19 protein-coding genes are annotated in these 25,232 nt (G+C 36.3%); 7 read left to right on the top strand and 12 right to left on the bottom strand.

From position 1 onward, the window contains the following. Positions 1 to 2: 2 nt before the first annotated feature. The 11 genes from BLW74_RS19370 to BLW74_RS19320 form a co-directional block, all read right to left on the bottom strand. Positions 3 to 866 carry a polysaccharide biosynthesis/export family protein gene (locus tag BLW74_RS19370; protein WP_089695213.1) on the bottom strand — a complete coding sequence of 288 codons (864 nt, stop codon included), beginning with the start codon at positions 864 to 866 and terminating at the stop codon, positions 3 to 5. A gap of 29 nt (positions 867 to 895) precedes the next feature. Continuing rightward, complete coding sequence (locus tag BLW74_RS19365; RefSeq protein ID WP_089695210.1) at positions 896 to 2,020, bottom strand: glycosyltransferase family 4 protein; 1,125 nt, start codon at positions 2,018 to 2,020, stop codon at positions 896 to 898. 116 nt (positions 2,021 to 2,136) lie between these two features. Further along, positions 2,137 to 3,138 carry a glycosyltransferase family 2 protein gene (locus tag BLW74_RS19360; RefSeq protein WP_089695207.1) on the bottom strand — a complete coding sequence of 334 codons (1,002 nt, stop codon included), beginning with the start codon at positions 3,136 to 3,138 and terminating at the stop codon, positions 2,137 to 2,139. A gap of 3 nt (positions 3,139 to 3,141) precedes the next feature. Next, entirely contained in the window at positions 3,142 to 4,212 is a 1,071-nt protein-coding gene (locus tag BLW74_RS19355; RefSeq protein ID WP_089695205.1) for a formimidoylglutamase, read from the bottom strand. A 222-nt stretch (positions 4,213 to 4,434) separates the two neighbouring features. After that, positions 4,435 to 4,809 (bottom strand): hypothetical protein, encoded by a 375-nt coding sequence (locus BLW74_RS19350; protein ID WP_089695202.1) that lies wholly within the window; start codon positions 4,807 to 4,809, stop codon positions 4,435 to 4,437. 320 nt (positions 4,810 to 5,129) lie between these two features. Then, complete coding sequence (topA, locus tag BLW74_RS19345; protein WP_089695198.1) at positions 5,130 to 7,703, bottom strand: type I DNA topoisomerase; 2,574 nt, start codon at positions 7,701 to 7,703, stop codon at positions 5,130 to 5,132. A 55-nt stretch (positions 7,704 to 7,758) separates the two neighbouring features. Next, a complete protein-coding gene (locus BLW74_RS19340) occupies positions 7,759 to 8,907 on the bottom strand; it encodes a hypothetical protein (protein WP_089695194.1) in 1,149 nt (382 codons plus the stop codon). A gap of 161 nt (positions 8,908 to 9,068) precedes the next feature. Beyond that, complete coding sequence (locus BLW74_RS19335; protein ID WP_089695190.1) at positions 9,069 to 12,533, bottom strand: T9SS type A sorting domain-containing protein; 3,465 nt, start codon at positions 12,531 to 12,533, stop codon at positions 9,069 to 9,071. A 240-nt stretch (positions 12,534 to 12,773) separates the two neighbouring features. Continuing rightward, complete coding sequence (locus BLW74_RS19330; RefSeq protein ID WP_089695187.1) at positions 12,774 to 13,823, bottom strand: acyltransferase family protein; 1,050 nt, start codon at positions 13,821 to 13,823, stop codon at positions 12,774 to 12,776. A gap of 20 nt (positions 13,824 to 13,843) precedes the next feature. Continuing rightward, positions 13,844 to 14,983: an EpsG family protein gene (locus BLW74_RS19325; RefSeq protein WP_089695184.1), complete on the bottom strand. Its 1,140-nt coding sequence runs from the start codon at positions 14,981 to 14,983 to the stop codon at positions 13,844 to 13,846. 2 nt (positions 14,984 to 14,985) lie between these two features. Beyond that, entirely contained in the window at positions 14,986 to 15,990 is a 1,005-nt protein-coding gene (locus BLW74_RS19320; RefSeq protein ID WP_089695182.1) for a hypothetical protein, read from the bottom strand. Between the two features lie 192 nt (positions 15,991 to 16,182). On the opposite strand from BLW74_RS19320, the gene BLW74_RS19315 reads away from it, so the two are divergent. From BLW74_RS19315 to BLW74_RS19295, 5 genes are read left to right on the top strand one after another with little or no spacing between them, the layout of a single operon-like run. Beyond that, positions 16,183 to 19,836, top strand: a complete 3,654-nt coding sequence (locus tag BLW74_RS19315) for an MMPL family transporter (protein WP_089695178.1) — start codon at positions 16,183 to 16,185, stop codon at positions 19,834 to 19,836. A gap of 42 nt (positions 19,837 to 19,878) precedes the next feature. Beyond that, entirely contained in the window at positions 19,879 to 20,793 is a 915-nt protein-coding gene (locus tag BLW74_RS19310; RefSeq protein WP_089695175.1) for a hypothetical protein, read from the top strand. Between the two features lies 1 nt (position 20,794). Next, the gene (locus tag BLW74_RS19305) at positions 20,795 to 21,934 is read left to right on the top strand and encodes a dialkylresorcinol biosynthesis protein DarB (RefSeq protein WP_089695170.1); all 1,140 of its coding nucleotides are present in this window, start codon (positions 20,795 to 20,797) and stop codon (positions 21,932 to 21,934) included. After that, positions 21,934 to 22,365, top strand: coding sequence for a hotdog family protein (locus BLW74_RS19300; RefSeq protein WP_089695167.1), 432 nt, complete (start codon positions 21,934 to 21,936; stop codon positions 22,363 to 22,365). The genes BLW74_RS19305 and BLW74_RS19300 overlap by 1 nt, the downstream gene beginning before the upstream one ends. 6 nt (positions 22,366 to 22,371) lie before the next feature. Then, positions 22,372 to 22,815: a hotdog family protein gene (locus BLW74_RS19295; protein WP_089695164.1), complete on the top strand. Its 444-nt coding sequence runs from the start codon at positions 22,372 to 22,374 to the stop codon at positions 22,813 to 22,815. Positions 22,816 to 23,299: 484 nt separating this feature from the next. Here the strand turns inward: BLW74_RS19295 and BLW74_RS19290 are convergent, their stop codons facing one another. Beyond that, positions 23,300 to 23,479, bottom strand: a complete 180-nt coding sequence (locus BLW74_RS19290; protein ID WP_089695162.1) for a bacteriocin-like protein — start codon at positions 23,477 to 23,479, stop codon at positions 23,300 to 23,302. 301 nt (positions 23,480 to 23,780) lie between these two features. On the opposite strand from BLW74_RS19290, the gene BLW74_RS19285 reads away from it, so the two are divergent. Both BLW74_RS19285 and BLW74_RS19280 read left to right on the top strand, forming a co-directional pair. After that, complete coding sequence (locus BLW74_RS19285) at positions 23,781 to 24,185, top strand: flexirubin biosynthesis protein DarG (RefSeq protein ID WP_089695159.1); 405 nt, start codon at positions 23,781 to 23,783, stop codon at positions 24,183 to 24,185. 51 nt (positions 24,186 to 24,236) lie between these two features. Beyond that, a complete protein-coding gene (locus BLW74_RS19280; protein ID WP_089695157.1) occupies positions 24,237 to 25,232 on the top strand; it encodes a BtrH-related acyltransferase DarH in 996 nt (331 codons plus the stop codon).

The following is a 25,232-nucleotide window of genomic DNA, read 5'->3' as shown; positions in this document are numbered from 1 at the left end:
GATTAAAGATTTTTTAGAAGTAAATAAATAGACAACGCAGTAGTAATTACTGAAACTCCTGTAGTAAGAGTCTGAATAGGATCTTTTCCGAATCCGTTCAAGCTTTTCGCTCTTGTATTGAGATAGATCTCATCTCCATTCTGTACATAATAAAAAGGAGAATTCATCAGGTCTTCACGGGTTAGATCAATTTTGGCAATTTTTACTCCTTCAGGGAGTTTTCTGTGGATAACAACTTCTTTTTTATCAATAGTTCTGTTCAGCCCGCCATTGATCGCTAATGCTTCAGTAATAGTAAGTGTATTTTTATGAGCTACTTTTTCTCCTGAAAGTCCGGTTGTTTCTACATCTCCAAGAATATAATACGTAATACCGTCTGTGTTCAGGCGCACTTCAGACTTTCCTTCCTGAAAATTTTCATTGACCTTCTCCTGTATTTCTTTCGTAATTTCATCAAGTGTTCGTCCTTCAGCTTTTATATATCCGATTCCGAAAACATTAATGTCTCCATTGGAGTCAACTCTCAATCCATTAAAATAAAAATTCATGTTTCCGCCTCTTGTTCCGGAGGACGCACCACCTCCGGTGGATGCTGCAGAATTTGTAGTTCCTGCGTTGTTCATGCCTCCTGAGGTGTTGTAAGAAGAGTAAAATTGTGCAGCATCTCCCTTTGGAGTTGTCACAATATTTAAATTAAGGATATCATTCTTAGTAATTCTGTAGATAGGAATGTTATAAGGAACAAGTCCTTCCTCATTGATAACCAGACTCTCACTAGGCTGCAGGTACCTTACATCCTTTGTGGTGATACATGAGCTAAGTAAAAAAGGGAATATTAAAAATAAATATTTAAAATTCTTCATCATATATAATATATTGTTTACAAAAGTAATATTTAATTGTTAATTTTTTTATTTTTTAATCGATATAATAAATCAGGCAGGTAAGCGCCTAAAAATCCTAGAGATAGAATCACCAATAATAGTAAATTTACATTAATATGTCTCAAATAATAAGCGATCCCAACAATCATGACATAATAAAGGATAATATAAAAGGTAGATCTTCTATGAGTGAGGTTCAGTTTCAGCAATTTATGGTGAATATGATTCTTATCTGCATCAAATGGTGACTTCTTATGATAAAGCCTTATAAAAATCACATTTAAGGTATCTACAATAGGTAGAATCAGGATGGCAACTGCGATCACGGGTGCAGACTGAAGATGATATCTTGGCACATCTGCAAGATTTTTATCAATAAAAATATCTATAAAGCAGATAGAAGTAAACGCCAGCAAAAAGCCAAGCAGCATAGATCCTGTATCTCCCATAAATATTTTGCGGGTACGGTAATTCGACAGGTTGTAATATAAAAATGCCAGCACAGTTCCGATAATGATCACAGACAATACAACCAGCGGATAGTTATATTCTCCCAGACGGTAATAGCTTATTCCAAAGCATGCGCTGCAAATAATTGAATATCCGCCTGCCAGTCCGTCTATCCCATCAATCAGATTGAAGGCATTAATCAGGATAATAAAGGTTATGATACTGAAAAGAACACTTATAATATAGTTTAATTCAAATATTCCAAATATCCCGAATAAACTTCGGATTCTGATATCCGAGCCAATTACGACAAGCATTGATACCATCACCTGGGCAACCAGTTTCTTGTAAGCCCTCATCACCACAATATCATCCATAACTCCCACATAGAGCAGAATAATAAGTGAGGCAAATAAAAACTTATACAGATCAAAGAGCTCATATGCAAAAATAGAGGCACAGATTCCTATTGAATAAAAGATGGCGATTCCGCCAAGGTTGGGAATTTCTCTAAGATGGGAACTTCTGATTCCAGGCTCATCCATCAGATTCTTTCTTCTTGAAATCTTGACAATGGTAGGAATGGAGAAAAATGTTATTAAAAAGGAGAATACAAAGCCTAATCCTATTTTTATGTAGAAAATAGGTATTCCCGATCCGCTTAAGAACAATTCAAAATTTTTCATTCTTTTTCTTATTCAGCACTCGTGTCTCCCAATAAAAAATTATAATGCAGCACTTAGCAAGAACTTCATCATTATTTTCTATTGCCCGAAACAACAGCACTTTACATTTGTGTTTACTAAATTAATTTTCTTATCAGCTTTTTTTGACCTGCAAAAAACAACAGATAAAAAATTTTTTTCTTCAACGGCAAAGATAAAATATAATTCTTACCAAAACGACTATATCGTAATATATCTTGATTTTTTATTTGTCTTTCTTTCATGAAAAGATTTAATTGATCTGACATATTATAGAATATTTTTTCTTCTTTTACAAAAGCCAAATAGGCCAAAAATGAATAAACTCCTTCAAATATCTGGAAGTTTTTCAGTTCCTTTTTTTTGTCGGAATATGGGGATTCACTGAAGACTTTTTCTACATCTGCAACGGCCTTCAATATGTCTAAACCCTTTTCTGTATGGGTTTTTGTGATAGAATCAGAGCGTTCAAGATACTGATAATGAAAATTCTGAGTCTGAGCAATAGTTTCACATTCCAGCAAGAGCTGGGGAATAAGCTGAATGTCTTCAAAATGAATTCCTTTCTTAAATCTTCTCTGAAAAAAAAGTTCTTTTTTGAACAGTTTATTGCATGCAAAATAGCTTATATCTGAGAAAATAGAAAGATTTCTACTAAGCTCTATTTTCTCCGGCAAATTGGGAAGCTGTGTCAATTTTTGAACAATTCTTCCTTTCTCATCCACTTTCTGAATATTACAGATCACCATTTTTGCCTGATGCTTTTCCGCCAAATGAACCATTTCTTCAAACATGGTCTCGGTAACATAGTCATCACTATCTACAAAGCCAATATAATCCCCGGCAGCTTTGTCTATCCCAAAATTCCGGGCATCGCTTAAGCCACCGTTTTCTTTGGTGAAAGCTTTTATCTTTTCGGGATATTTTTGTGCAAATTCTCTAATTATTTTTTCAGAATGATCTTTGCTTCCATCATTCACTACAATAATCTCAATATCAGAGAGGCTCTGCTTCACCAGTGAATCAAGGCACTTTGTCAAATAATTTTCGACATTGTAAACGGGAACAATAACAGATACTTTTGAGGGAACATTTGTCATACATTAAATTTTCGTGAGTCTTGCATTCAGCCAGCCCTTTTTAGCTTCATCAAAATCTTTTCTGGAACAGGGAATGCAGTTTTCTATATTTTCGTCATCTCCAAAATACCACAAATTGCTGAAAGTATCACGCTTGAATGCATATTGCCTGTCGTCTATCAAAACATAGAACAGCTCGTAATGTCTTTCTTTGGGATGTGAATGCTGGATATTAATACCTTCAATGAGATACCACAGCATCTGAGCTAAAAGCTGGTGGTTCAACTGGTTTTCCGAGTAAATATTATAATTGAAAATACCTACAGACTTCAGATTTTCGCTTAATCCGATTTCTTTCATATAAGCACAGATTTCCCTTCGGTTAAGCCCATTCACCTGTGGATTCATAGAAAAAGGCTCACTGAAACTTTCCACAGCATCACAATTTACGGTAACCAGATCTGCTTTTCGGAAGAATGGCTCTGTTTTTTCTGTAGAATTCATCATTTCAGCAAGGCGGATGATATCAAATTCCACCTCTTTAATCAGCCTTACAGAATCCATTTCATTCAAATGTTTCTGATAGCCCAGATGATGATAATTTTTAATGGAGAAATTCTTAGCTCCGAAAATTTTGCTTAAAAAAGTATGCTCATTAATGGTTTCTCCCTGTTGAAGCGAGATAATATTACTGATCTGGGTATAATTGCTATTTTTCTGATGGAAATTCAATGCGGAAAATAATGAAAAGGCAAAATCATTGGAACCGCCGATGATCACCGGAATGGCTCTTTTATAATGGCATGCCGATAAGACTTCCTGCAAAATATAATGGGTATCCTGAACGGATTTCCCGGAGACCAGATCTCCAAGATCCACTACAGGAATTTCAAAATCCATTTGCGAAAGTTTATAAAACTCTTTTCTTACTGCTGTAAAATCCTGAACTTCAGCATCTCCTCCCGCACCTCTGTAATCTGACACAAACAGAAGAACAATGCTGTCTTCTCTGATATCTTTTGTAATCCGACTTCCTATCTGCCAGCTTTCTGTTTTGAAATTTCTTGGTGAAATGATAAAGTCTTCGAAATCCATATTTTAATTTGAAATGTAATAATTGATTAACTTCTTGAGGTAACAAACATACAAAAAACATGGGAACTGAGTAGAATGTAGCAGACTTTGTTCACAAAAATGGCCTCTGCAAAGGGTTGGGCGATTTTCCAAAAGGCATTTCAGATTTCAAATTTTTAAACAACAAATCCGTCTCATATAGGCATGAGACGGACTTTTTATTCTAATTCGTGTACTAACTAATTAGCACTTCCCGAATGATTGGCTGATCACTGTTATTCCGGCAATAACAATAGTAACTCTAACTCCTGTTGGAATTCCCCAGGTAGTACAAATTGCCAGACACGCCTGGCCGGCTGTTCCGTTAGGAATACTTAATGGAATACTGAAACAGTATTTCCCGAAACCTAAAGGTAAGTTGATGCAAACTTTGTTGTTCTCCACCGTAATTGAGATACACTCTGCTGTTACCAGAAGGTAGCCAGCGTTTGCACTGGCAAGGCTTACATCTGAGTCTGTTCCTGCTGAACGACGATTTGCCTGACTGTCTTCGTGTGATCTTTTTGCTGCTTCTAATGCATTTGAGATAGCTTCTTCGCTAAAATTAAATTCTGCCATGATTTTATAGTTTTAGTTTTCTTACTCGTTTGGCTTTTCAGAATCCGCCTCGTTTTTAAAGTGATTTCTGAGCTCCACCGTTTGTAATATTACGATGTAAAACTACAGAATTAAAACACTGAATATCACAGTTTTAGTACGGATTTTTCAATTTCAGTATTTATACTTAGAGCACAGTAAGCATCATCCTTTCCGAAGATAAATCTCCATATAGAGAAATTTACCCGACTGTTATCACCTTCCGTTTTTATTTTTTAATGATGATAAATGAAAAAAGCACAGACCTACATCTGTGCTTTTTCTATGGTATTGAATACAATTTATTTTTTTGCAGCTGGTTTCTTTGCAGCCGGTTTTTTCGCTGTTGCAGTTTTCTTTGCGGCAGTTGCTTTTTTAGCAGCTGGTTTTTTCTTTTCGGCAAAGGCTTTAGGATCCTGATCTGTAATCCATTTTTTAACCTCATCTAAAGAAAGCTCTTTCAATTCATCTGCTTCATATTTTGTATCGTCTGCTTTCTTTGGAATTTTGAACATGGCTTTCCCGAATTTGATGAAAGGCCCCCATCTTCCGTTTTCAATGGAAATTTTTTCTTTTTCCCATTGCTGGATGTATCGGTTGGCTTCTTTTTCAAGCTTAGCATCAATTAATTCATTGATATCGCTTTGTGAAAGATTTTCAAAATCATATTTCTTAGGAACATTTACAAAAATAGCTTTGTATTTGATGAAAGGACCAAATCTTCCGGTTCCTTTGGTTACGGGTTCTCCTTTATAAGTGGCAATAGGAGCATCAGCAACCTTTTTTTCATTGATGATTTCCTCTGCCCTTTTCTGATCTACAGAAAGCGGATCTTCACCTTTCGGGATACTGATGTACGTTTCTCCCCATTTTACATACGGGCCAAATCTACCTACACCTACTGAAACCGGCTGCCCGTCAACTTCATTTAAATCAAAAGGCAATTTGAATAATTCGAGAGCTTCTTCAAAAGTAATGGTTGCAATATTCTGCCCAGACATTAATGACGCGAAAATCGGTTTTTCTTCGTCATCTGTTTCTCCAATCTGGATCATTGCTCCAAATCTTCCGATTCTTGCATGAACATTTTTACCGGTTTTCGGATCTACTCCTAATAACCTGTCACCGGTAGCACGGTCTGCATTTTCTTCTACATCTTCAATTCTTGGGTGGAATTTCGAGTAGAAATTCGTCATCATTTCTTTCCACTTCTGGTCTCCGCTGGCAATTTCGTCAAAGCTTTCCTCCACTCTCGCCGTGAAGCCATAATCCAGAATTTCTCTGAAATTATCTGTCAGGAAGTCATTCACTACTTCACCAATATCTGTGGGAACAAATTTATTTTTATCTCCTCCGAATTTTTCCTCGAGAACTACTTTTTTAATCTTATCTTTTGCTAAAGACATTTTGATCACCTCGCGGGTATTCGGTTCTATTTCTCTCTTATCTACGTATTCTCTATTTTGAATAGTCTGAATTGTGGGCGCATACGTAGAAGGTCTTCCAATTCCTAATTCTTCCAGTTTTCTTACCAGTCCGGCTTCTGTATATCTTGCACTTGGTCTTGTGAACTTTTCAGTAGCCGTAATGGTTTTGTAGTTCAATACTTCTCCTACGGTTACTTTCGGCAGCAATTTTTCATTGTTCTCTTCATCATCATCTTCTGTCTTTACGATACCGTATGCTTTCAGGAAACCATCGAAGATAATTACTTCTCCCTGTGCTTCAAAATGATGCGGCAATGATGTATTTCCTATTTCGATTACTGTCTTTTCAATTTTAGCATTAGCCATCTGAGAAGCCAGTGTTCTTCTGTAGATTAATTGATATAATCTGTTTAATTGTGCATCAGCCACATTTTTCACTCCGAAATCTGTAGGACGTATGGCCTCGTGAGCTTCCTGTGCTGAAGCAGACTTTGTAGTATAATTTCTCGGAGAAGAATATTCTGCTCCGTATTCTGAAATAATTTGTTTTTTTGCTCCTTCAATGGCTTCCTGAGAAAGGTTTACAGAGTCTGTTCTCATATAGGTAATGTATCCTTCTTCATAAAGTCTTTGTGCCAGACGCATGGTGTTGGTTACATTATACCCTAATCTTGATGAAGCTTCCTGCTGTAATGTAGAAGTAGTAAAAGGAGCTGAAGCGGAACGTGTACCAGGCTTGGTTTCAACGTTCAGAACTTTAAATTCTGTAGTTTTAGCCTGTTCCAGGAATTTTTCTGCTTCTTCTTCTTTTTCGAAGTCTTTTTTCAGTTTGGCAGCAATTTCCTGCTCTGTTTTATTAAGAAAGATTCCGTCCAGCTTAAAACTTGCCTTAGGCGTAAACTCGCGGATCTCTTTTTCTCTTTCAACAATTAATCTTACTGCTACGGACTGTACTCTTCCTGCAGAAAGACCTGGTTTTACCTTTTTCCATAAAACGGGTGACATTTCAAAACCTACGATTCTGTCCAGCACTCTTCTTGCCTGCTGGGCGTTCACTAGGTTCTGATCAATATCTCTGGGATTGTCGATAGCTTTTAGAATGGCATTTTTGGTAATCTCATGAAAAACAATTCTTTTTCTGTTTTCAGGCTTCAATTTTAATTCATCGGCAAGGTGCCATGCAATAGCCTCTCCTTCGCGGTCCTCATCGGAAGCCAGCCATACCATGTCGGCTTTCTTTACGGCAGCCTTTAACTCGGTTACCAGTTTCTTTTTGTCTGCTGAAACTTCGTAATCAGGACTGAATGTGGCAAGGTCTATCCCCATTCCCTTTTTAGGAAGATCCCGGATATGCCCGAAACTGGATTTCACTTCAAAATCCTTTCCTAGATATTTCTGAATAGTTTTTGCTTTTGCCGGGGACTCTACGATTACTAAATTTTTCGACATTCTAACTAAAAATTTTTGCAAAAGTAAACCTTTTTTATTTATATACTTTTTATAATCAAATTTTATTTAGCAATTCCAGGGGAGCAACAAAGGCTCTATAGAGTATTCCTTCGAACGTAAAACCGTATCCGGACATCTCGACTCTATAGAGTAATGAAAGGATGATAATGCCTAATGTTATATAGAATTTCGGGCTGATAATAATAGGCTCAAACGCGTATACTGATTCTCCTTTCCTTAATAACAGGGTAAAAAGCACGATCATAAGCATCATGTGGATATACATCCATCTTCCCCAGTCTATGGCAAGGTAAAAAAGAGGAAGCGAGAACAAAAATGCTCCTATTAACAATATAGATAAAAGCTTTCTCCCATTTAGATATTTTAAATAATACCCGATGTGAAAAAAACTGATCGCCAAACTTATAAAATAGAGTATGTATTCATTAGCATGTTCTTTTATGTATTGTCTTTCGTCAATATTCCAGTAAAAAATTCCGTAGGTGGGATGAACTCCCCTGTTATTTAGCATTTCCAGAGACATGCCTTCATTTACATTTTTACCGAAGAGCATGATCAGCAGCGCAGGTACGCCTACTGCCACAAAGAACTTTATATATCTCTTATACTCCAGTTTTCCCGTTTTCACGTACATTGCAATCGCGAAATAGGGAATATAAAACAGTGTCACTTCGTGCAATAATGTACTGACGAAAAGCAGCAGACAGAAAATGAATTCTTTGGTGCGGGAAAGCTTATCATTATCCAGCAAGTATACAAAATAAGCAAATAAAAAAAATACGATAAATTCTTTTTTCCCTACATAAGTTACTGTATTTAAAAGCCCCACAAATCCAATAGCGGAGAGCAGAAGCGACAGGTACAGAAAATCTGTCAGCTTATATCTTACCAACTTTGTATATATCCAAAAAAATCCGCTGATAATTAAAAACTGAAAAAAATAAACGATATAGTTAAGCCTTATCCCTGTAAGATCCTGCAAAATAAAGAAAAAGCTTCCGGATAGTCCTCTTCTTTTAAAACCGCCATCCTGATAGTTTATAAGCCAGTCGGCAAGGATATATCCGTCATCTTTAAGATTGAATATCCACGTAAATGCGAGGGTATAAAGGGCTGTTATAATTATCAGAAAGTAGATAAAAATCTTGATATTAAAATTTTGAACAACTTTTCTAATCTTCATAGTGTTTTCTCAATTTTTTATGAAAAAAGGGAAAGAAAACGTTGGACTGCTTTCTTTCCTTTTTTATACATCATCTTGAATGTGTGCTCAAAATTATGAATTTTCAAATACTTATTGATAATTTAATTTTCCTATCTATAAATATTCTATAAAGACCGAATTTAATATTTAATAATTTTAATAACGGCCTCCGAATTATTAAGGATCACCATATATTCACCGGAAACAAGGCCGGAGACATTTATTTTACCGTCTTCAAATTTCCCTGCCTGTACCCGCTGGCCAGATACAGAATAGATCTGATACCGGTATGTTTTATCTTCTGTTCCTTTTATATACAGAATATCTTTTACGGGATTTGGTACTAAAATAATTCTGCTGTCTTTATCCTTTGTTTCGATTACTTTATTAGTGCCGGAGTTATTTGAAGGTTTTAATGCAGGTAATGAAGTGATCTGGTCTTTAGGAATTGGCCCCAATTCTTCTCCGTTGGCATCAAATTTCATCTTTACACATCTGCAGCTCATTCCAAAATAGGGATCATTATTATCATGAAAGGCAATCATACGATTATTCGTAGAAGCGGCATCAAAGAGCAGGTTAATGGGTCTTCCAATATAATTTGACAGCAGGGCTCCTGTCCAGATTCCGGGATACAGAAAATTGATTGTATTATAAGTTCCTACGGCAGTTTGATTGGCAGTTACACTTCGGAATCCCCTGGATCCCGAGTTAGGATAATTTCCTACGGGATACGCAGGATTAGTGAACATATATCCCAGCGTGGTGTTGGCAGAGTTTCTGACTCTGGTTCCTAAATAATCTGAAGCAACAGTGTAGGATGTTGCTACATTTTTATCTTTCTTATACCATGGAGTAATTCCAAAATCCTGATATGAAGTAATAGAAACACCTGTTAGATCCGGAATTCTCCAGCCTTCCGGACAAGGATCAAAAGGAGATTTTTCAGTCCCTCTGCCCCATCTGTCCGGAGCAAGGTTGGGTTCATTGGCAAGCCAGTCTGTACCATTGGTATACAAAGGCGCTGAACTGTTATAGGCAGCCAAAGCACTGGGTATCATGTAAGCGAGTGGGTTTCTTACTGAAAAAAGTAAAACTTTTGCTATTTTATCGGCTATCTTATCAGATGCCGTCACATTGGCGTTAGCTGCATTCGTATATGTATTAAAGGGTACCATATAACTTCCCTGAAGATTATTATACGCAGCAGGAGTAAGTGTTGTATAAGTTACGGAGCCATTATCAGCGGTGTTTCCTAAGAATATATTGTAAGATGTTCCATCCGCATATTGTAAAGAAGGGAGCGGGTCTTTTCTTCCCCATTGGTACTGAAGTCCTGCAGCATTTCTAATTTTCGATAATTCATCAGCGGTTGGCGTCAGTGGATTGGCAACTGCAGGAAAGGCTTCCGTACTTCCAAGATTTCTATCCATAAAATCTGTCTTCAGCGGGCTTGCTCCCTTTTCCACATAGTTAACATAATTTGTCACCCCAGTATTAGGAACCTCCGTAATATATGAAATAGAGCCAATTGGAGTATCTGTAACCCATACATGCCAGCTCCAGTATACAGGATTTGTGATATTTCCATTATGCAGTGTTATTACGGCATTTCCGCTTTGATTCGGGCTGATAGCAACAGCAATTTTAGCAGTTGCGATTCCGGACAATGAGCCTGGAGATCCGCCAGGAATCGTTACATTATTGATCAGCTCAGGATTAGTGGTCCAGAGTACATTTACTTTTAAATTATTAAAATTTGCCGGGTTAAGAATTTCTTTATTATTTAAGATCTCACTTTGAACAGAAAAGGCTTTGCTTACAGGAATTTCCAACGTGGCTGCCGTAGCGCTTTTTACGATCTGATAGGTATTTGGATTATTCAATCCTTCTCTAAATTCTGCAGCAGGCTCTAAATATTCTGTAGGAAAGTCATAGTTATTCACCAGATATAAGGGATCTTTTATACATCTGCATCCGTTGGCTCCGGAAGTTTCCCCTCCAGCCAGAGGCATATACCAATATCTTCCTTTAACAGAAGGAAGTGCAGCATCAGGAACATCTGGCTGTCCTTTATCAGGCACCATAAACAGGGCTCTGGCTCCCACTGTCGGACTGCTGTCAAAATGCTTCATCATTGTAGCTGTCCAGAGTGCGGAATGATGCTGGTCTGTATACTGCCCCTGGTGAACTGTTAATCCTACCTGTCCCGTTCCCGGAAAAATTCCCATATTAAAACCGCCGACGTTGGATAAATCAAATCCTGTATTAGCATATAATTTAAAACCTTGCATATAAGCCGGAGTATTGGTATCAGTAGGTTTTATTACGTGGTATTTATTGTTTTCGAAAGTACTTTTACCCATATTGGTTCTTACTCCAAAGGGGGAAAAATCTATTCTTATATCATCTACATATGCCTGCGAAGCTAAATTTGCTACCAGCATAGACGGAATTCTCCATCCATTGGGACAAGGATCGTAGGCCGATTTATCTCTATATGGTCTTGCATTATTATCTAAATTATAATTTACTCCAATTTTACCCTGAGAATTATCCGACCATAAATTAAGTTCTGAAAGCCTTGAATCCGGAAGGGTAGTTGATCTTCCAAACCAGTTTACCATTAACGCAGCATTGTTATTGTAATAGGCGGGACCTGAGTTATCATTTTTATAAACATAAATAAGACTCAGCGGATTTTTTATTGAAAGTTTAATATTACTGTTCACCTCTGCATTGGAGAGCAGTACAAATTTTCTGATATCGTCAATTTTGATGGCTCCTGTAAAGTTCTTGGCTCCTCTGTGTCTTACCCTTCCTACTGATCCGGAGACTTCATAAAAATCATCTCCTCTTAAAACCAAAGGCGGAATAGGATCTTTTCTTCCCCACTGATAGAGCAATCCTCCATTTTTATTCCATTCTGTGCCGGTGATAGAGCTGCCGACAGCCCCAAGGTTTCTATCCATCCATATCCATTCAGAATCAGGAATCATTTCTACCGTGCCGTCGCTTTTTTGTCTTGATACTCCGGGGAAACTTTTATAGGTGGAGCCGTTTTCAGGATTATCGGTAACCCAAACGTGCCAGGACCAGAAAATTTCATTGTTTATTTTTAATGCTATTACCGCATTTCCTTCTTTGGATTTATTGATTGGAACTTTTATTTTAGCATTTTCACCGGTTCCGGTTATCTCCAGAAGATATCCTGAACCCGATTTTATAAGACCCGGATTGTCTTCCCAAAGAACATCTGCAGTAACATTTCCTAATGGAACACCTACACCTCCCAGAAATTGATCATATTTCCACATAACATAAGCCTTTCTTACAGGAATATATAGGCCCTCGCTGTTTTGTTTGGGATCAAAAAGATAACTGTTAGGTGCTTTGGCCCAGTCTTTTCCATCAAAATAAACCCTTTGAATGTCTGTTTTTGCAGGGGTTTCAGAATTTCGGGGAATCATAGTATCCTGAGAAGCTAACCGTTTTTTTTCTGTCAGATTCTCCTGCTTTTTAAACTCTATGGCATTGATAGAGAAGATGCACACCAACACTAAGCAAATAATTGCTGCTATTTTTTTTAATACCGGTTTTTTCATGCGACTGAATTTTAAACAAAAGCGAATACAATTCTTGCGCCTTTGATATAAAATATCAATTCATAATATAAATAATTACAACATAAATTAATTACATGAACAACAATCTACCAAAAAAAATATTATTAATAACAATTTAATAATTCAAAATTAACAAGAGATAAAAACATCATTTAAGCGCTCTGATAAGAAAGCTTTCGGAAAGCCCGTACAAGGGTTTGGCGGCAAAATGAATGATTACTATTTAAGAATAGATTTTAATTTCTTCTGAATAGGTGGTTCCAGATATTCTGCAACCACATAAGCAACAGGAATGACCAGTGCGAAAGAAATAACCGGTAAAACCGAATAGGGGATCTGAACATACCTATTGATCTTCAGCATCCACGAAATCATCATGTTTTCATGAAGCAGATATACGGGATAACTCACAAAACCAACAAAAGTGAAAAGCCTCATCGAGAAAAACTTTTCCATAGGCTTCCAGAACAGGGCTCCCAGAAAAATGAGAATCAAAACAATCAGATAGAGATTTCGTGTCATATCCTGCAGCCTGTACATATAAAACATGGCACATATTGTAGCCACTACAAATGCATATAAGTATCTTTTATCCCGGCTATTATAATAAATGTAAATCAAAGCTCCAGACACAAACCATCCGAAATACACAAAATTTCCAATATATGCTTTAAACGGAAGTAATCCGGCAGGCAGCAGATGGTGGAACTCTAAAATTTGATAGGAAACAGCAACCAGATAAATTATAAAAATGCCCAGCAGCGCAAGATTCCTTTTAAACATATAATAAAATGCTCCGAAAATGGCATAAAACTTCACTTCTATATATAAAGACCAGAATGAAGATTCCAAAACGGGAAAATCAGTTTTAAAAATACGTTCCAGCAAGCCTTCATCAACAAACAGAATCCCCGGCAGTAAAGATTTCCAACCCGGAATACCCAGAGGTCTCTCAGAAAAAAAACCGGCGGTAAAAAAAATAATCAGAGAACAGATAAGCATGCTTGGAAAAAGCCGTATCCAGCGGTTTTTGATAAACTTTATGAAACCGGACGTTTTTTCCAATGACATAAGAATCACAAAACCAGATATTAAAAAGAACAACTGAACCCCAAGGTCTCCATACCTCACAAGAATATTATCCTTAAATAAATCTCCGAAAGGATAGGTTTTACCCCAAATATAATACCCATGAAAAAGAAAAACCAACAAAATAGCAAGTCCTCTTAAACCATCTAAAACTAAAATTCTATTTTTCTGAACAGACATAAATAATAAAGATAAAATACCTAAGGAAGAATATGGTTCTTGTAAAGCTCTATTGTAAATCGACCGGCTTTAATATTTCTAAAAGATGAGAATACTACAAAGTTAAAAATAACCAGGGCCATAATGAATGCATGGATTAATTTTCTCATTTCTGCAGAAACCACAAACATTGTATTTGGAATCAGTATATAAGAGAACGCAAGAAAAGCTCCTGTTAATCTGGAAGAGAAAATAGGGTTATTCCTAAAAATAAAATAGAAACAGATCCCAATGACGGTATAATTTCTGTGATACTCGTAGTAAGGATATTTTTCTTTCATTTTCGTATCAAACACAAAAAGGAAAAATGTTGAAATAGCCAGCATAGCCTCAGGAACACCAAATCCACCATTTAGTCTTTGTACACTTTCATCCACATATCCGTTAAAACCCTCTACCAAAGCACTTTCTGATGCAATATTACCTAGAAAATCTCCAAAATATCTATAAACTTCGAATGGCGACATGAATATTGAGGCTAAGATAAAGAGAATCATCCACATCTTATTAAGCGGCACACGGGCAATCCAGTACATCGGAATCATAAGATAACACACATTATGAATTCCGGCTGCCAGATAGATCCAGAAAAGATACATCCAAACTCTTCGCTGTTTAATATATCGTATGGCATAATAGGCTATAAAGCATCCTAAATTTTGTCGTATCTGCCCACTCTCTCCGATAAAAAATCCGGGAATAAAAACAAAAAGCAGAAATGTAAAAGGATAGTATGAATTCTCTTCAGCAAATTTTGTCTTAAAAAACGTTACAAGCGCAGCCACAACAAAAGTGAGCATATAAAAGGGCGCATTAAAAACATTGAGTAAAATTTTATTAATTAACACATACAGCCATTCCAGCTCAACGATCTGAGGACCTTTAAGTGAAAGCGCTGCCAGAATAATACTTACATAATCTTTGGTGTCAGAATATATATAAATACCTTTATAACTTCCATAATCCGGTCCTACGTCATTACGAAACCCAGCAAGAATAACAAGATATGCGGCCAGGATATAAAGTGCCGTTTTATTAGTCTTCCCGGAATATACTTCGTGAAAACTAAAAATCACCATATAAATGATTGCAATGATATAATAAGGGTGTAATAAACTCATCGTTACGGTATGAAATTTTTAAACTGGTGTGTAGATGCCACAATCCCCGTAAGAATAAGTGGCATAAAAAGTCTTGTTTCCCAAAAAAGCCCTACTAAAGTAATCATAAAAAGATACGGCAGCGAGAAAAATAAATATTTTTTAAGAATAAACTGAGAACTTTCCTCGGAAGACAGCTGATAAGTAAAATAAATACCGAGCACACCAAAAAGCAGCCCTGCCAAATTATACGGACTTGTGAAGTTTTTAACGATATAAATTCCTTCCATAAAAGAAGCCGCCTGATGAATTGTCATTCTTAATCCTATATAAGCAAGACAGAAAGAACCGGCTACACAGACTGTATCCTTAACAAATTTGTACTCTTTATTTTTGAATTGTCTCCAATCCAGAAAAACAGCAGCAAAAAAAGCAATGTTCAGACAGGAAGTCTCCCTTACAAACGTTGAAATAAATACAACAGCACATAAGGCGATCAGGTTTACTTTTTTTTTCTCATGTAAATATCTGAGGGTAAGAAGAACACCCCACAAATAAAAGAAAACCGCAATAGAATCACAGTTCGTTGGAACATACTGTACAATAACCATGAAGAAAACCGCGGCGAAATGCACCAGTCTTCTCACCCGTACATTCATCAAAAGCTCTACGGGCTTCATCTTTACTATTTTATCCAGCATACTGCAGGAAAGCATAAAAAAGAAAGCATTAATGATAAAAGTACTGTGATAAAAATAAGAACCGCTTTTCGAAAGAAAGTCTTTCAGGAACGGAAGATGATTTTCTACTATAAATGTGAATGCTTCAGTAACATACACACTGAGAAAATTGGGAATAACCCTGTAGGCATATACTGACTCAAATATAAAATCAGGAGCTTTATCTGCTGATTTTATCCATAAAACATAGGACGTTTCAAATCCATAGTAGGACATGGAAAACAACAGCAGCGGAAGTACTATTACAAATAGAAATCCGTTTATTTTTTCATCATTTTTTTTCAACATATCTAAAACAGATTCTTATTCTTTAATAATAATTGTGATTTAAAATACATTTTTTTAAAAGGGAACTTTTGCAAAAGTAGAGTATTTTTTTATTCTTTACAGAATATTTTATTGATTTTCAGTCAAAACTTATCTAGAACTATTTTGATCTAATGCTTAAAAAATTAAATTTGCAGACTTGATTTAAATGCAATGCATCGCTTTTTTATATTTTTATATTATCTGATTTCCAAAAATAAAATCCTGTCGGCACTCACAGCATTGGGCATGGCCGTTTTATGCCTTTTTTTTGCGTCAAAGATCAATTTTGAAGAAGACATTAATCAGATTATTCCTAAAAATGAAAAATCCGATCTCACAGCAAAGGTGCTAAAACAGCTTAATTTTTCGGACAAGATCATTGTTATCATAGAAAACAAATCCAGCGAGGACCATTTTCAGCTTTCTGAAACTGCAGATACATTTTTGAAGAAAATAGAACCTTTACAGAAATATATAGGTTCAGTGCAAGGCAAAGTGAATGATCATGAAATATCGGAAACATTTGATTTTGTTAATCAGAATTTACCTTTATTCCTTAACGAAAATGATTACGGGGAAATTGCGCAAAAGCTTCAGAAAGACAGCATTGCCAGACAGGTAGAGGATAACTATATCTCTTTGGTTTCTCCCACAAGTCTTGTTACAAAGGAATTCATTAAAAAAGATCCGCTGGGGCTTACTTTTTTAGGCATCAAAAAACTGAATGCCCTGAACATCAGTAAAGATTTCAAACTGGAAGACAGCTATATTGTAACCAAAGACGGAAAAAACCTGCTGCTTTTCATTGATCCTAAAAACAAAAGCAATGATACGAAGGCCAATGAAGCATTTATAGATCAGCTCCAGACAGTAAAAGACGAAATTAATAAGCAGTTTCATGGAAAAACAGAAATCAGTTATTTCGGTTCTCCGGTGATTGCTGTTGCCAATGCGAAACAAATCAAAAAAGATATTCAGAATACGGTAGTCATTTCTATGACAGTTCTTCTGCTTCTTCTGATCTATTATTTCAGGAACATCTTTACTCCGATTATTGTTTTTCTGCCCACCGTATTTTCCGTACTGCTTGCCTTACTGGTTCTTTATTTCATCAAAGATAAAATCTCAGCCATTTCATTAAGTGTAGGGGCTATCCTGATTGGAATTACAATAGATTATGCCCTGCATATTCTTACGCATTATAAGCACAATAATAATATTGAGGAACTGTATAAAGAAATTACACAACCTATCGTATTAAGTAGTGCAACCACAGCAGTTTCATTCTTATGCCTGGTTTTTGTACGTTCTGAAGCCTTAAAGGATCTTGGGCTTTTCGCCGCTATTACAGTCATTCTGTCTTCAGTTTCAGCTTTAATTATTGTCCCTCAGCTCTATAAACCCAAAGAAAAGGGAGAGCACCTTAATACCAATTTTATTGACAAAATCGGATCTTATCCTTATGAGAAAAACAAACCGCTCATCATAGTATGCTCTGTTATAATTCTTGCCTGTCTTTTCGGATTCAGGCATGTGGGCTTCAATGAAGATATTGGTGATCTGAATTACATTCCAAAAGAACTGAAAATAAGCGAAGCAAAACTGCAGAAGCTTTCTGATATCACTTCAAAATCTATTTATACCATTTCTTATGGTGATTCTGAAGAACAGGCACTGAGCCGAAACTCTGCACTCAGCAGCTTCCTTGAAAAAGAAAAGAAGGAGGGCAAAATATTAAGCTACAACTCCATCGGAAGTATTGTTCTTTCCGAAAAAGACCAGCAAAAAAGGATTGAGAAATGGAACAGCTTCTGGGATGACACCAAGAAAAAACAAACTCTTTCTGAGCTGATCAGCAACGGAAATAAATTTGGGTTTAACAGCAGCGCTTTCGATAACTTCAATGAAGTCTTGTCTAAACATTACTCTTCACTTACTCTGAAAGAATATGAAAAAGTAAAAGCCCTTCAGATCTCAGAATTCATGAACAATGAAAATGGTTTTTATACAGTCTCGAATGTGGTAAAAGTAGACGAGAATAAAAGAGACGCTTTCATTAAAGATATTGAGAAGAAACATGACGCGATTGCCATTGACCGCCAGCAGATGAACGAAAATTTTCTGGGATTACTGAAAAGAGATTTCAACACGCTGATCAATTACTCTCTTTTGGCAATTATTCTGACCATTATTGTATTTTTCAGAAATTTTGAATTAACAGTGCTTACCATGTTTCCGATTGTTTTAACCGGAGTGGTGACAGCAGGAATTCTTTATTTCTTAGGATTGGAATTGAATATTTTCAGTACCGTTGTATGCACATTGGTATTTGGAGTGGGCGATGATTTCAGTATTTTCCTTACACAGGCCATGCAAAAAGAACACACTACAGGAAAAAATGAATTACCCACCTACAGAACTTCTATTATTCTTGCAGTCTTTACAACGATTCTTTCTATCGGATCACTCATCTTTGCCAAGCATCCTGCACTGCATTCTTTAGCATTAGTTGCCCTGATAGGAATGTTCTCTGTGATTATTATTACCTCCACCCTATACCCTTTCTGGTTCAGATTATTCATCACCAACCGGGCAAAAAAAGGTCTGTCTCCTATTACTTTGAGACTGTTCCTTAACTCTGTCTTTTCATTTTTATATTATGGAGTTGGAGGACTTCTATTTTCAGCCTTCGGAAGCTTCTTCGTTAAAAATTCCCAAGGGAAAACGCTGAATATGATCAAACTTATTTTAGCCAGATTTTTAACTTCTGTCCTTTATTCTAATCCATTTGTAAAGAAGAAGATCATTAAAAATACAAATGAAGATTTCAGTAAGCCGGCTGTCATTATTGCCAACCATACGTCTTTCCTGGATACATTAGCCATAGCAATGACCACCCATAAGATTATCTATCTTGTGAATGACTGGGTATATGATTCTCCTGTCTTTGGGAAACTGGTTAAGGCACTAGGCTTTTATCCTGTTTCACAGGGAATTGAAAACGGAATGGATCAACTGAAAGAAAAAATTGCACAGGGATATTCTCTTGTCGTTTTTCCGGAAGCAGAACGCTCCTACACCAATGATGTAAAAAGATTCCACAAAGGAGCCTTTTATCTTGCTGAACAGTTCGGACTGGATATTGTACCGCTTTATATTCATGGAAACGCTGAAGTACTGCCGAAAGGAGATTTTATTATTTATGACGGAAGCATTACCGTAAAAGTAGGAAACAGAATCAGCAAAGATGATATGAGCTTCGGCCAAAGCTATTCTGAAAGGACAAAGAAGATTAATGCCTATTTCAGGGAGGAGTTTGCAAAAATGAGGGCGGAGATTGAGGATGAAAATTATTTTAAAAACAAATTATTCCTGAGTTATCTTTATAAAGACGGTGATGTGGTAGAAGATGTAAAAAAAGACTTTAATGCCAATAAATCAGTATATTTCGAACTGAATAAGCACATTCCAAAAGAAGCCAACATTCTGCATATAGCGGATGATTTTGGACAGAAAGATGCTTTATTAACTTTATACCAGGCCGGCCGGAGAGTTTTTTCTCTGATAAAAAATGATGATAAAAGAGCAACAGCAGCGCATAGCTATCTGGTAAAAAGAAGAAAAATACACTATATAAAAGACCTTTCTGAAGTAAATAAAAAGATTGATGTACTTCTGGTCTCGGATGATCATTTTACGATGAATGATATTCATGTTTTTCCTGAAAAAATCATTTTTGTAAATACAAAAAATAATTTACCTGAAATTGATAACTATACACTGGAATTTCATTCTGAATCATTAAAGGTATTTAAACCTAAATAATAAATAGGAAAAACATACTTTTGTAAACACTAACGAAAACTAATGAAGAAAAATATACTTGTCATATATTATTCACAAACCGGGCAGCTCGAAGATATTGTGAGAAACATAGCCAAACCTTTTGAAGCTCAAAAGGATGCTTATGATATTACATATTACAACATCCGGCTAAAGGAAGACTTTCCTTTTCCGTGGCCGGGGGACGTCTTTTTCAATACTTTTCCTGAGTCTTACTTACAGATTCCCAAAGAAATCGTACCGCCTTCAGAAGAGATTCTGAACAAAAAGTATGACCTTATTCTTTTTGGATACCAGGTATGGTATCTCACACCATCAATTCCTATAATTTCATTCTTAAAAAGTGACTACGCATCACGTATCCTTAAAGATACTCCTGTAGTTACCATTTCCGGAACCAGAAATATGTGGATGCTTTCCCAGGAAAAATTAAAAGTTTATCTGAGAGATTTACAGGCTCAGCTTGTAGGCAACATTGCTTTGGTAGACAGGCATGATAATTATACCAGCGTACTGACCATTCTTCGATGGCTCACCACAGGACAGAAAGAAAAATCAGGATGGCTGCCTGCAGCAGGTGTTTCCGATGAAGAAATCTCAGGATCGGTAAAGTATGGCGAGATTATTGAAAGACATTTTAAGAATAATGATCTTAAGAATGTACAGCCCGAGCTTGTGAAAAAAGGAGCCATTGAAATCCGTGCATTTCTGGTACGGGTAGAAAAGGTAGGAAACAAAATTTTTACAGTATGGTCTAACCTGATTATCAAGAAAAAAGAGAAACGTCCATTGCTGATAAAATTCTTTAAGGTATATTTGATGGCAGCGATATGGATTATCTCCCCTGTCGTTTTGGTTTTACACCTGCTTACCACCCCTATATTTTGGTTTAAAAGACAAAAACAAAAAAGATATTTACAAGGAATTAATTTAAAATAGAATGTACGACGTATTTATAACAAAAGCATCAAAATACTTACCCAATGAGCCGGTAGCGAATGATGAAATGGAGACTTATCTTGGGCTTATCAATGATGCGCCATCTAAAGCAAAATCACTTATCCTGAGAAACAATAAAATCACAACAAGATATTACGCTTTAGACAAAGAAGGAAACCCTACACACTCTAACGCACAGCTTACTGCAAAAGCTATAGAAGGACTTTTTGACGAAAACTTTAAAAAGGAAGACATGAAGCTTTTATCTGTAGGAACTACTTCACCAGACCAGATTCAGCCGTCTCACGCTTCTATGGTACATGGTGAGCTGAACATCGGAAAATCTATTGAGATTAATACATCAACAGGACTTTGCAACTCGGGGATGAATGCCCTTAACTACGGATTTCTCTCGGTAAAGGCAGGAGTACAGGAAAATGCAGTGTGTGCAGGTTCCGAAAGAATGTCTGCATGGATGACCGCAGATAAATTCAACCACGAAGCTGAAAATTTAAAATTACTGGAAGAAAGACCGATCATCGCTTTTAAAAGAGAATTCCTGAGATGGATGCTTTCTGACGGAGCAGGTGCTTTCCTCTTAGAAAACAAACCCAGAGAAAACAGCACTTCCTTAAAGGTAGAATTCATAGATTTCTATTCCTATGCTCACGAAATTGAAGCATGTATGTATGCGGGATGTGACAAACTCGAAGACGGAAGCCTGAAGTCATGGGCAGATTATCCTTCTGACGAATGGCTGAAACAGTCCATTTTCGCAATCAAACAGGATACAAAAATCCTTGATAAATACATCCTTGTAAAAGGAGCAGAAAGTTTACGATCTTCTTTTGACAAACACAATCTGGATCCGGAAAAAATTGACCACGTATTGGCTCACATTTCTTCAGGATATTTCAAAGACGGATTGAAAGAAGAGTTTGCTAAAAAAGGTATGGATTTCCCTGCAGAGAAATGGTTCTATAATCTTTCCGAGGTGGGAAATATCGGAGCCGGATCTATTTTTATTGCCTTGGAAGAACTGATGAATTCAGGAAAACTGAAAAAAGGAGAAAAAGTGCTTCTTTGTGTTCCTGAGAGTGGAAGATTTGCTTATTCTTGTGCTTTATTAACCGTCTGCTAATGGAGAACATACTGCCCACATCCGATAAAGATTTTGTAGAAAGTCTTATTCCGCAGCGTTTCCCTTTTGTGATGGTTCATGAATTATCAGAATATTCTGAAAATCATCTTCTATCCGGATTTGAAATAAAAGAAGACAGCCTTTTTATACAGGACGGATTCTTTCAGGCTTCAGGGCTGATTGAGCATCAGGCACAGAGCGTTGCGCTGCACACAGGATATAAATATTATCTTCTGGGGAAAGATGCGCCTACGGGATATATCGGAGCCATTAAATCCTTTGAGGCTTTTACATTACCTGAAACAGGAGATCATCTGAAATCTGAGGTAACCATCCTCAATGAAGTGATGGGCGTTACCCTTGTGGATATCGTTACGACATTAAACGGTGAAGTAATTGCAAAATCTCAAATGAAAACCGCTGTAAAATAAACTGGAATGGAAATAAAGGAAGAAAATATCATTAATATACACAACTTTCTACCGCATCGCGAACCGATGCTGATGGCGGATTATATCCTGGAACTGACCAAGGAAAAAGTGGTGACTTCCTTTGAAATAAAAGAAGACAATGTATTTGTTCATAACAATGAATTCGCAGAAGCCGGATTAATTGAAAACCTCGCACAAACCTGCTCTTCCATTCTTGGGCAAAGCTTCTTCGAAAATCCCGAAGCAGACACAAAAGTAATCGGATTTATTACCAATATTAAGAAGATTGAGATATTTGCCCTTCCCAAAGTGAATGACAAAATCATTTCCAAAGCCTCTCTTATTTCACAGTTTGAAAACATCTGCCACATTTTTTGTGAGACCTTTACTAATGATGAATTATTGATCAGAGCGGAAATCAACTTGTTTATTCAGGAAGTAAAATCGTAAAAATTCAATTGAACATAGATATAGAAAGCTGTACTTTTTGTGCAGCTTTTTCTAGTTATTCATTTCATATTCTATAATAGATTTGTGAAAATTTGTGTCATTCATTTGTGCTATTTGTGTTTAAAATATAGGTTTTGGCTAAAGCCATCTGAGATCCTCATTTTTATAAGTGGGCTAAAGCCCACTCCTATTGAATTGATTATAAAAACCTTAGATAAAAAAGTCCGTTTTTTGTTTATTTACACATTCACTACCTCTTCATAAATCAACTGATAATCAATTTAGTACAATTAGCAAAATCTCATTATCAGATGAATTATTTCACGTGAAACATTCACAAAATCCGTGAAACTCTGATCCTTAGAGAGAAACAGTTTTAACCACAAAATTTAGTATACAATTCTTCAGAATCAGTATAAAAGAAAACATGCTGCTTAAAATCTAAGCAGCATGTTTCTTTATTGAAGTTTACTTAATTTCTTTTTTAGATAATAACTTCGTAATCATTTCCACCGCAAATCTGCTCAGCGGCAGTGGCAATATCGGTATTAACCCCTACATTACGTATCTGCCCATTTGTTCCGTTGGCACACGAGATATAAGCAGTTAAACCTCCTTTTACTTTTTTTAATTGATTTTTTGTAAGTTGTCTTAAATTTTTCATGGTTTTTGTTTTATTAGTTTTTTAATTATTGAGACCACCAAATATAATTAAAATAACCAAAAAAATTAGCAAAAAATCATTAATCATCAACTATTTTAACAATATTTATAATTTAACATATCCTAATACACTACAGTATTAACCTCATAGATAATTACACTTTAAAAAGGTAATAATACCTGATTTTCGTAATTACGATAACCATATAATGTATTTTCACTATTTTAGCCACCTGATTAAAAGAATCAAAAAACAGGTGATTATTTCCCATCTGTAATCTAAAAAAATGAACATTATTTAGATGAAAAAACAAGACCTGCCTCAAGACGAAAGTAACCTGAAATCCGCCAACATGACCGAAGTTCTGTATGTAACGGATGAGAATGACAACTACACGACAGCAAACAGTACGGGCTGGGATGCCAAGAAAGCTGCTCTGGATGAATCTATGGAACTTATTTATGAAAGAATTGAGGAAGCAAAACAAAACGTTGCCAATAATACAGCAAGTCCAATTGCCTATTTTATGGAACTGAACAAAATGGATCTGGGGGTCCTTGCTTCTTATGTAGGAATGTGGCAATGGAGGGTGAAAAGACATTTTAAACCCAAAGTATTCAAAACACTAAGCGAAAATGCACTGAAAAAATACGCCGATGCATTCGGTATTTCAGTGGATGAATTAAAAAACTTCAACGGAAAATAATGAAACGGGAATGCCCGATTCATTTGACCAGCGAAAAGATACAATCAGCGAATGAAATTAAACTTTGAACACCATCAGACTGCGCATTGCGAAAACGGTGTTGCTTCTAATCTACTGCTAAATAAAGGACTGAAACTGAGCGAACCCATGATCTTCGGGATCGGTTCCGGGCTGTTTTTTGTCTATCTTCCTTTTTTAAAGGTGAATTTTGCGCCGGGCTTCAGCTATCGTCCGATGCCGGGTGCTATTTTCAGCAAAGCAGCCAAAAGATTAGGAATTAAAATCAAAAGAGAAAAATTCTCAAATCCTAAAGATGCCCAAAAAGCTCTTGAAAGAAATCTGGAACAAAATATCCCTACGGGACTTCAGGTGGGCGTTTTCAACCTTACTTATTTCCCAGAAGAATATAAGTTTCACTTCAATGCCCATAACCTTGTGGTGTATGGAAAAGAAGACGGAAAATTCCTCATCAGTGACCCGGTAATGGATTATGTAACCACTCTTTCTGAAGCAGAGCTGGAAAAAGTAAGATATGCCAAAGGAGCACTCCCTCCGAAAGGCCATATGTACTATCCTATTTATGTACCGGATAATGTAAATCTTGAGGAAGCCATCAAAAAAGGAATTAAAGATACCTGTAAAAATATGCTCGCACCCGTACCGATTATTGGAGTAAAAGCAATGAGATGGGTAGCCAAAAGCATTCCGAAATGGGCTGAAAAGAAGGGAACCAAAGTAACAAATCACTATTTGGGACAGCTGATCAGAATGCAGGAGGAAATTGGAACCGGTGGTGGAGGATTCAGGTTTATTTATGGAGCATTTCTTCAGGAAGCAGCAATTGTTCTTAAAAATGATGAGCTGAAGGAATTATCAAAAGAAATTACTTCCATTGGTGATCTTTGGAGAGATTTCGCCGTGGATATTGCGCGCGTTTATAAAAACAGAAACTCGAAAAGCAATATTTACAACGAACTTTCCAAAACAATGCTCCACATTGCAGATCTGGAAGAGGCTTTCTATAAAAAACTGAGAAAAGCGATCTGA

Source organism: Chryseobacterium culicis (assembly GCF_900108365.1).
GTDB lineage: Bacteria > Bacteroidota > Bacteroidia > Flavobacteriales > Weeksellaceae > Chryseobacterium > Chryseobacterium culicis.
The sequence above is the reverse complement of the archived record's forward strand: the minus strand, read 5'-3'. Positions and strand labels throughout refer to the sequence as shown.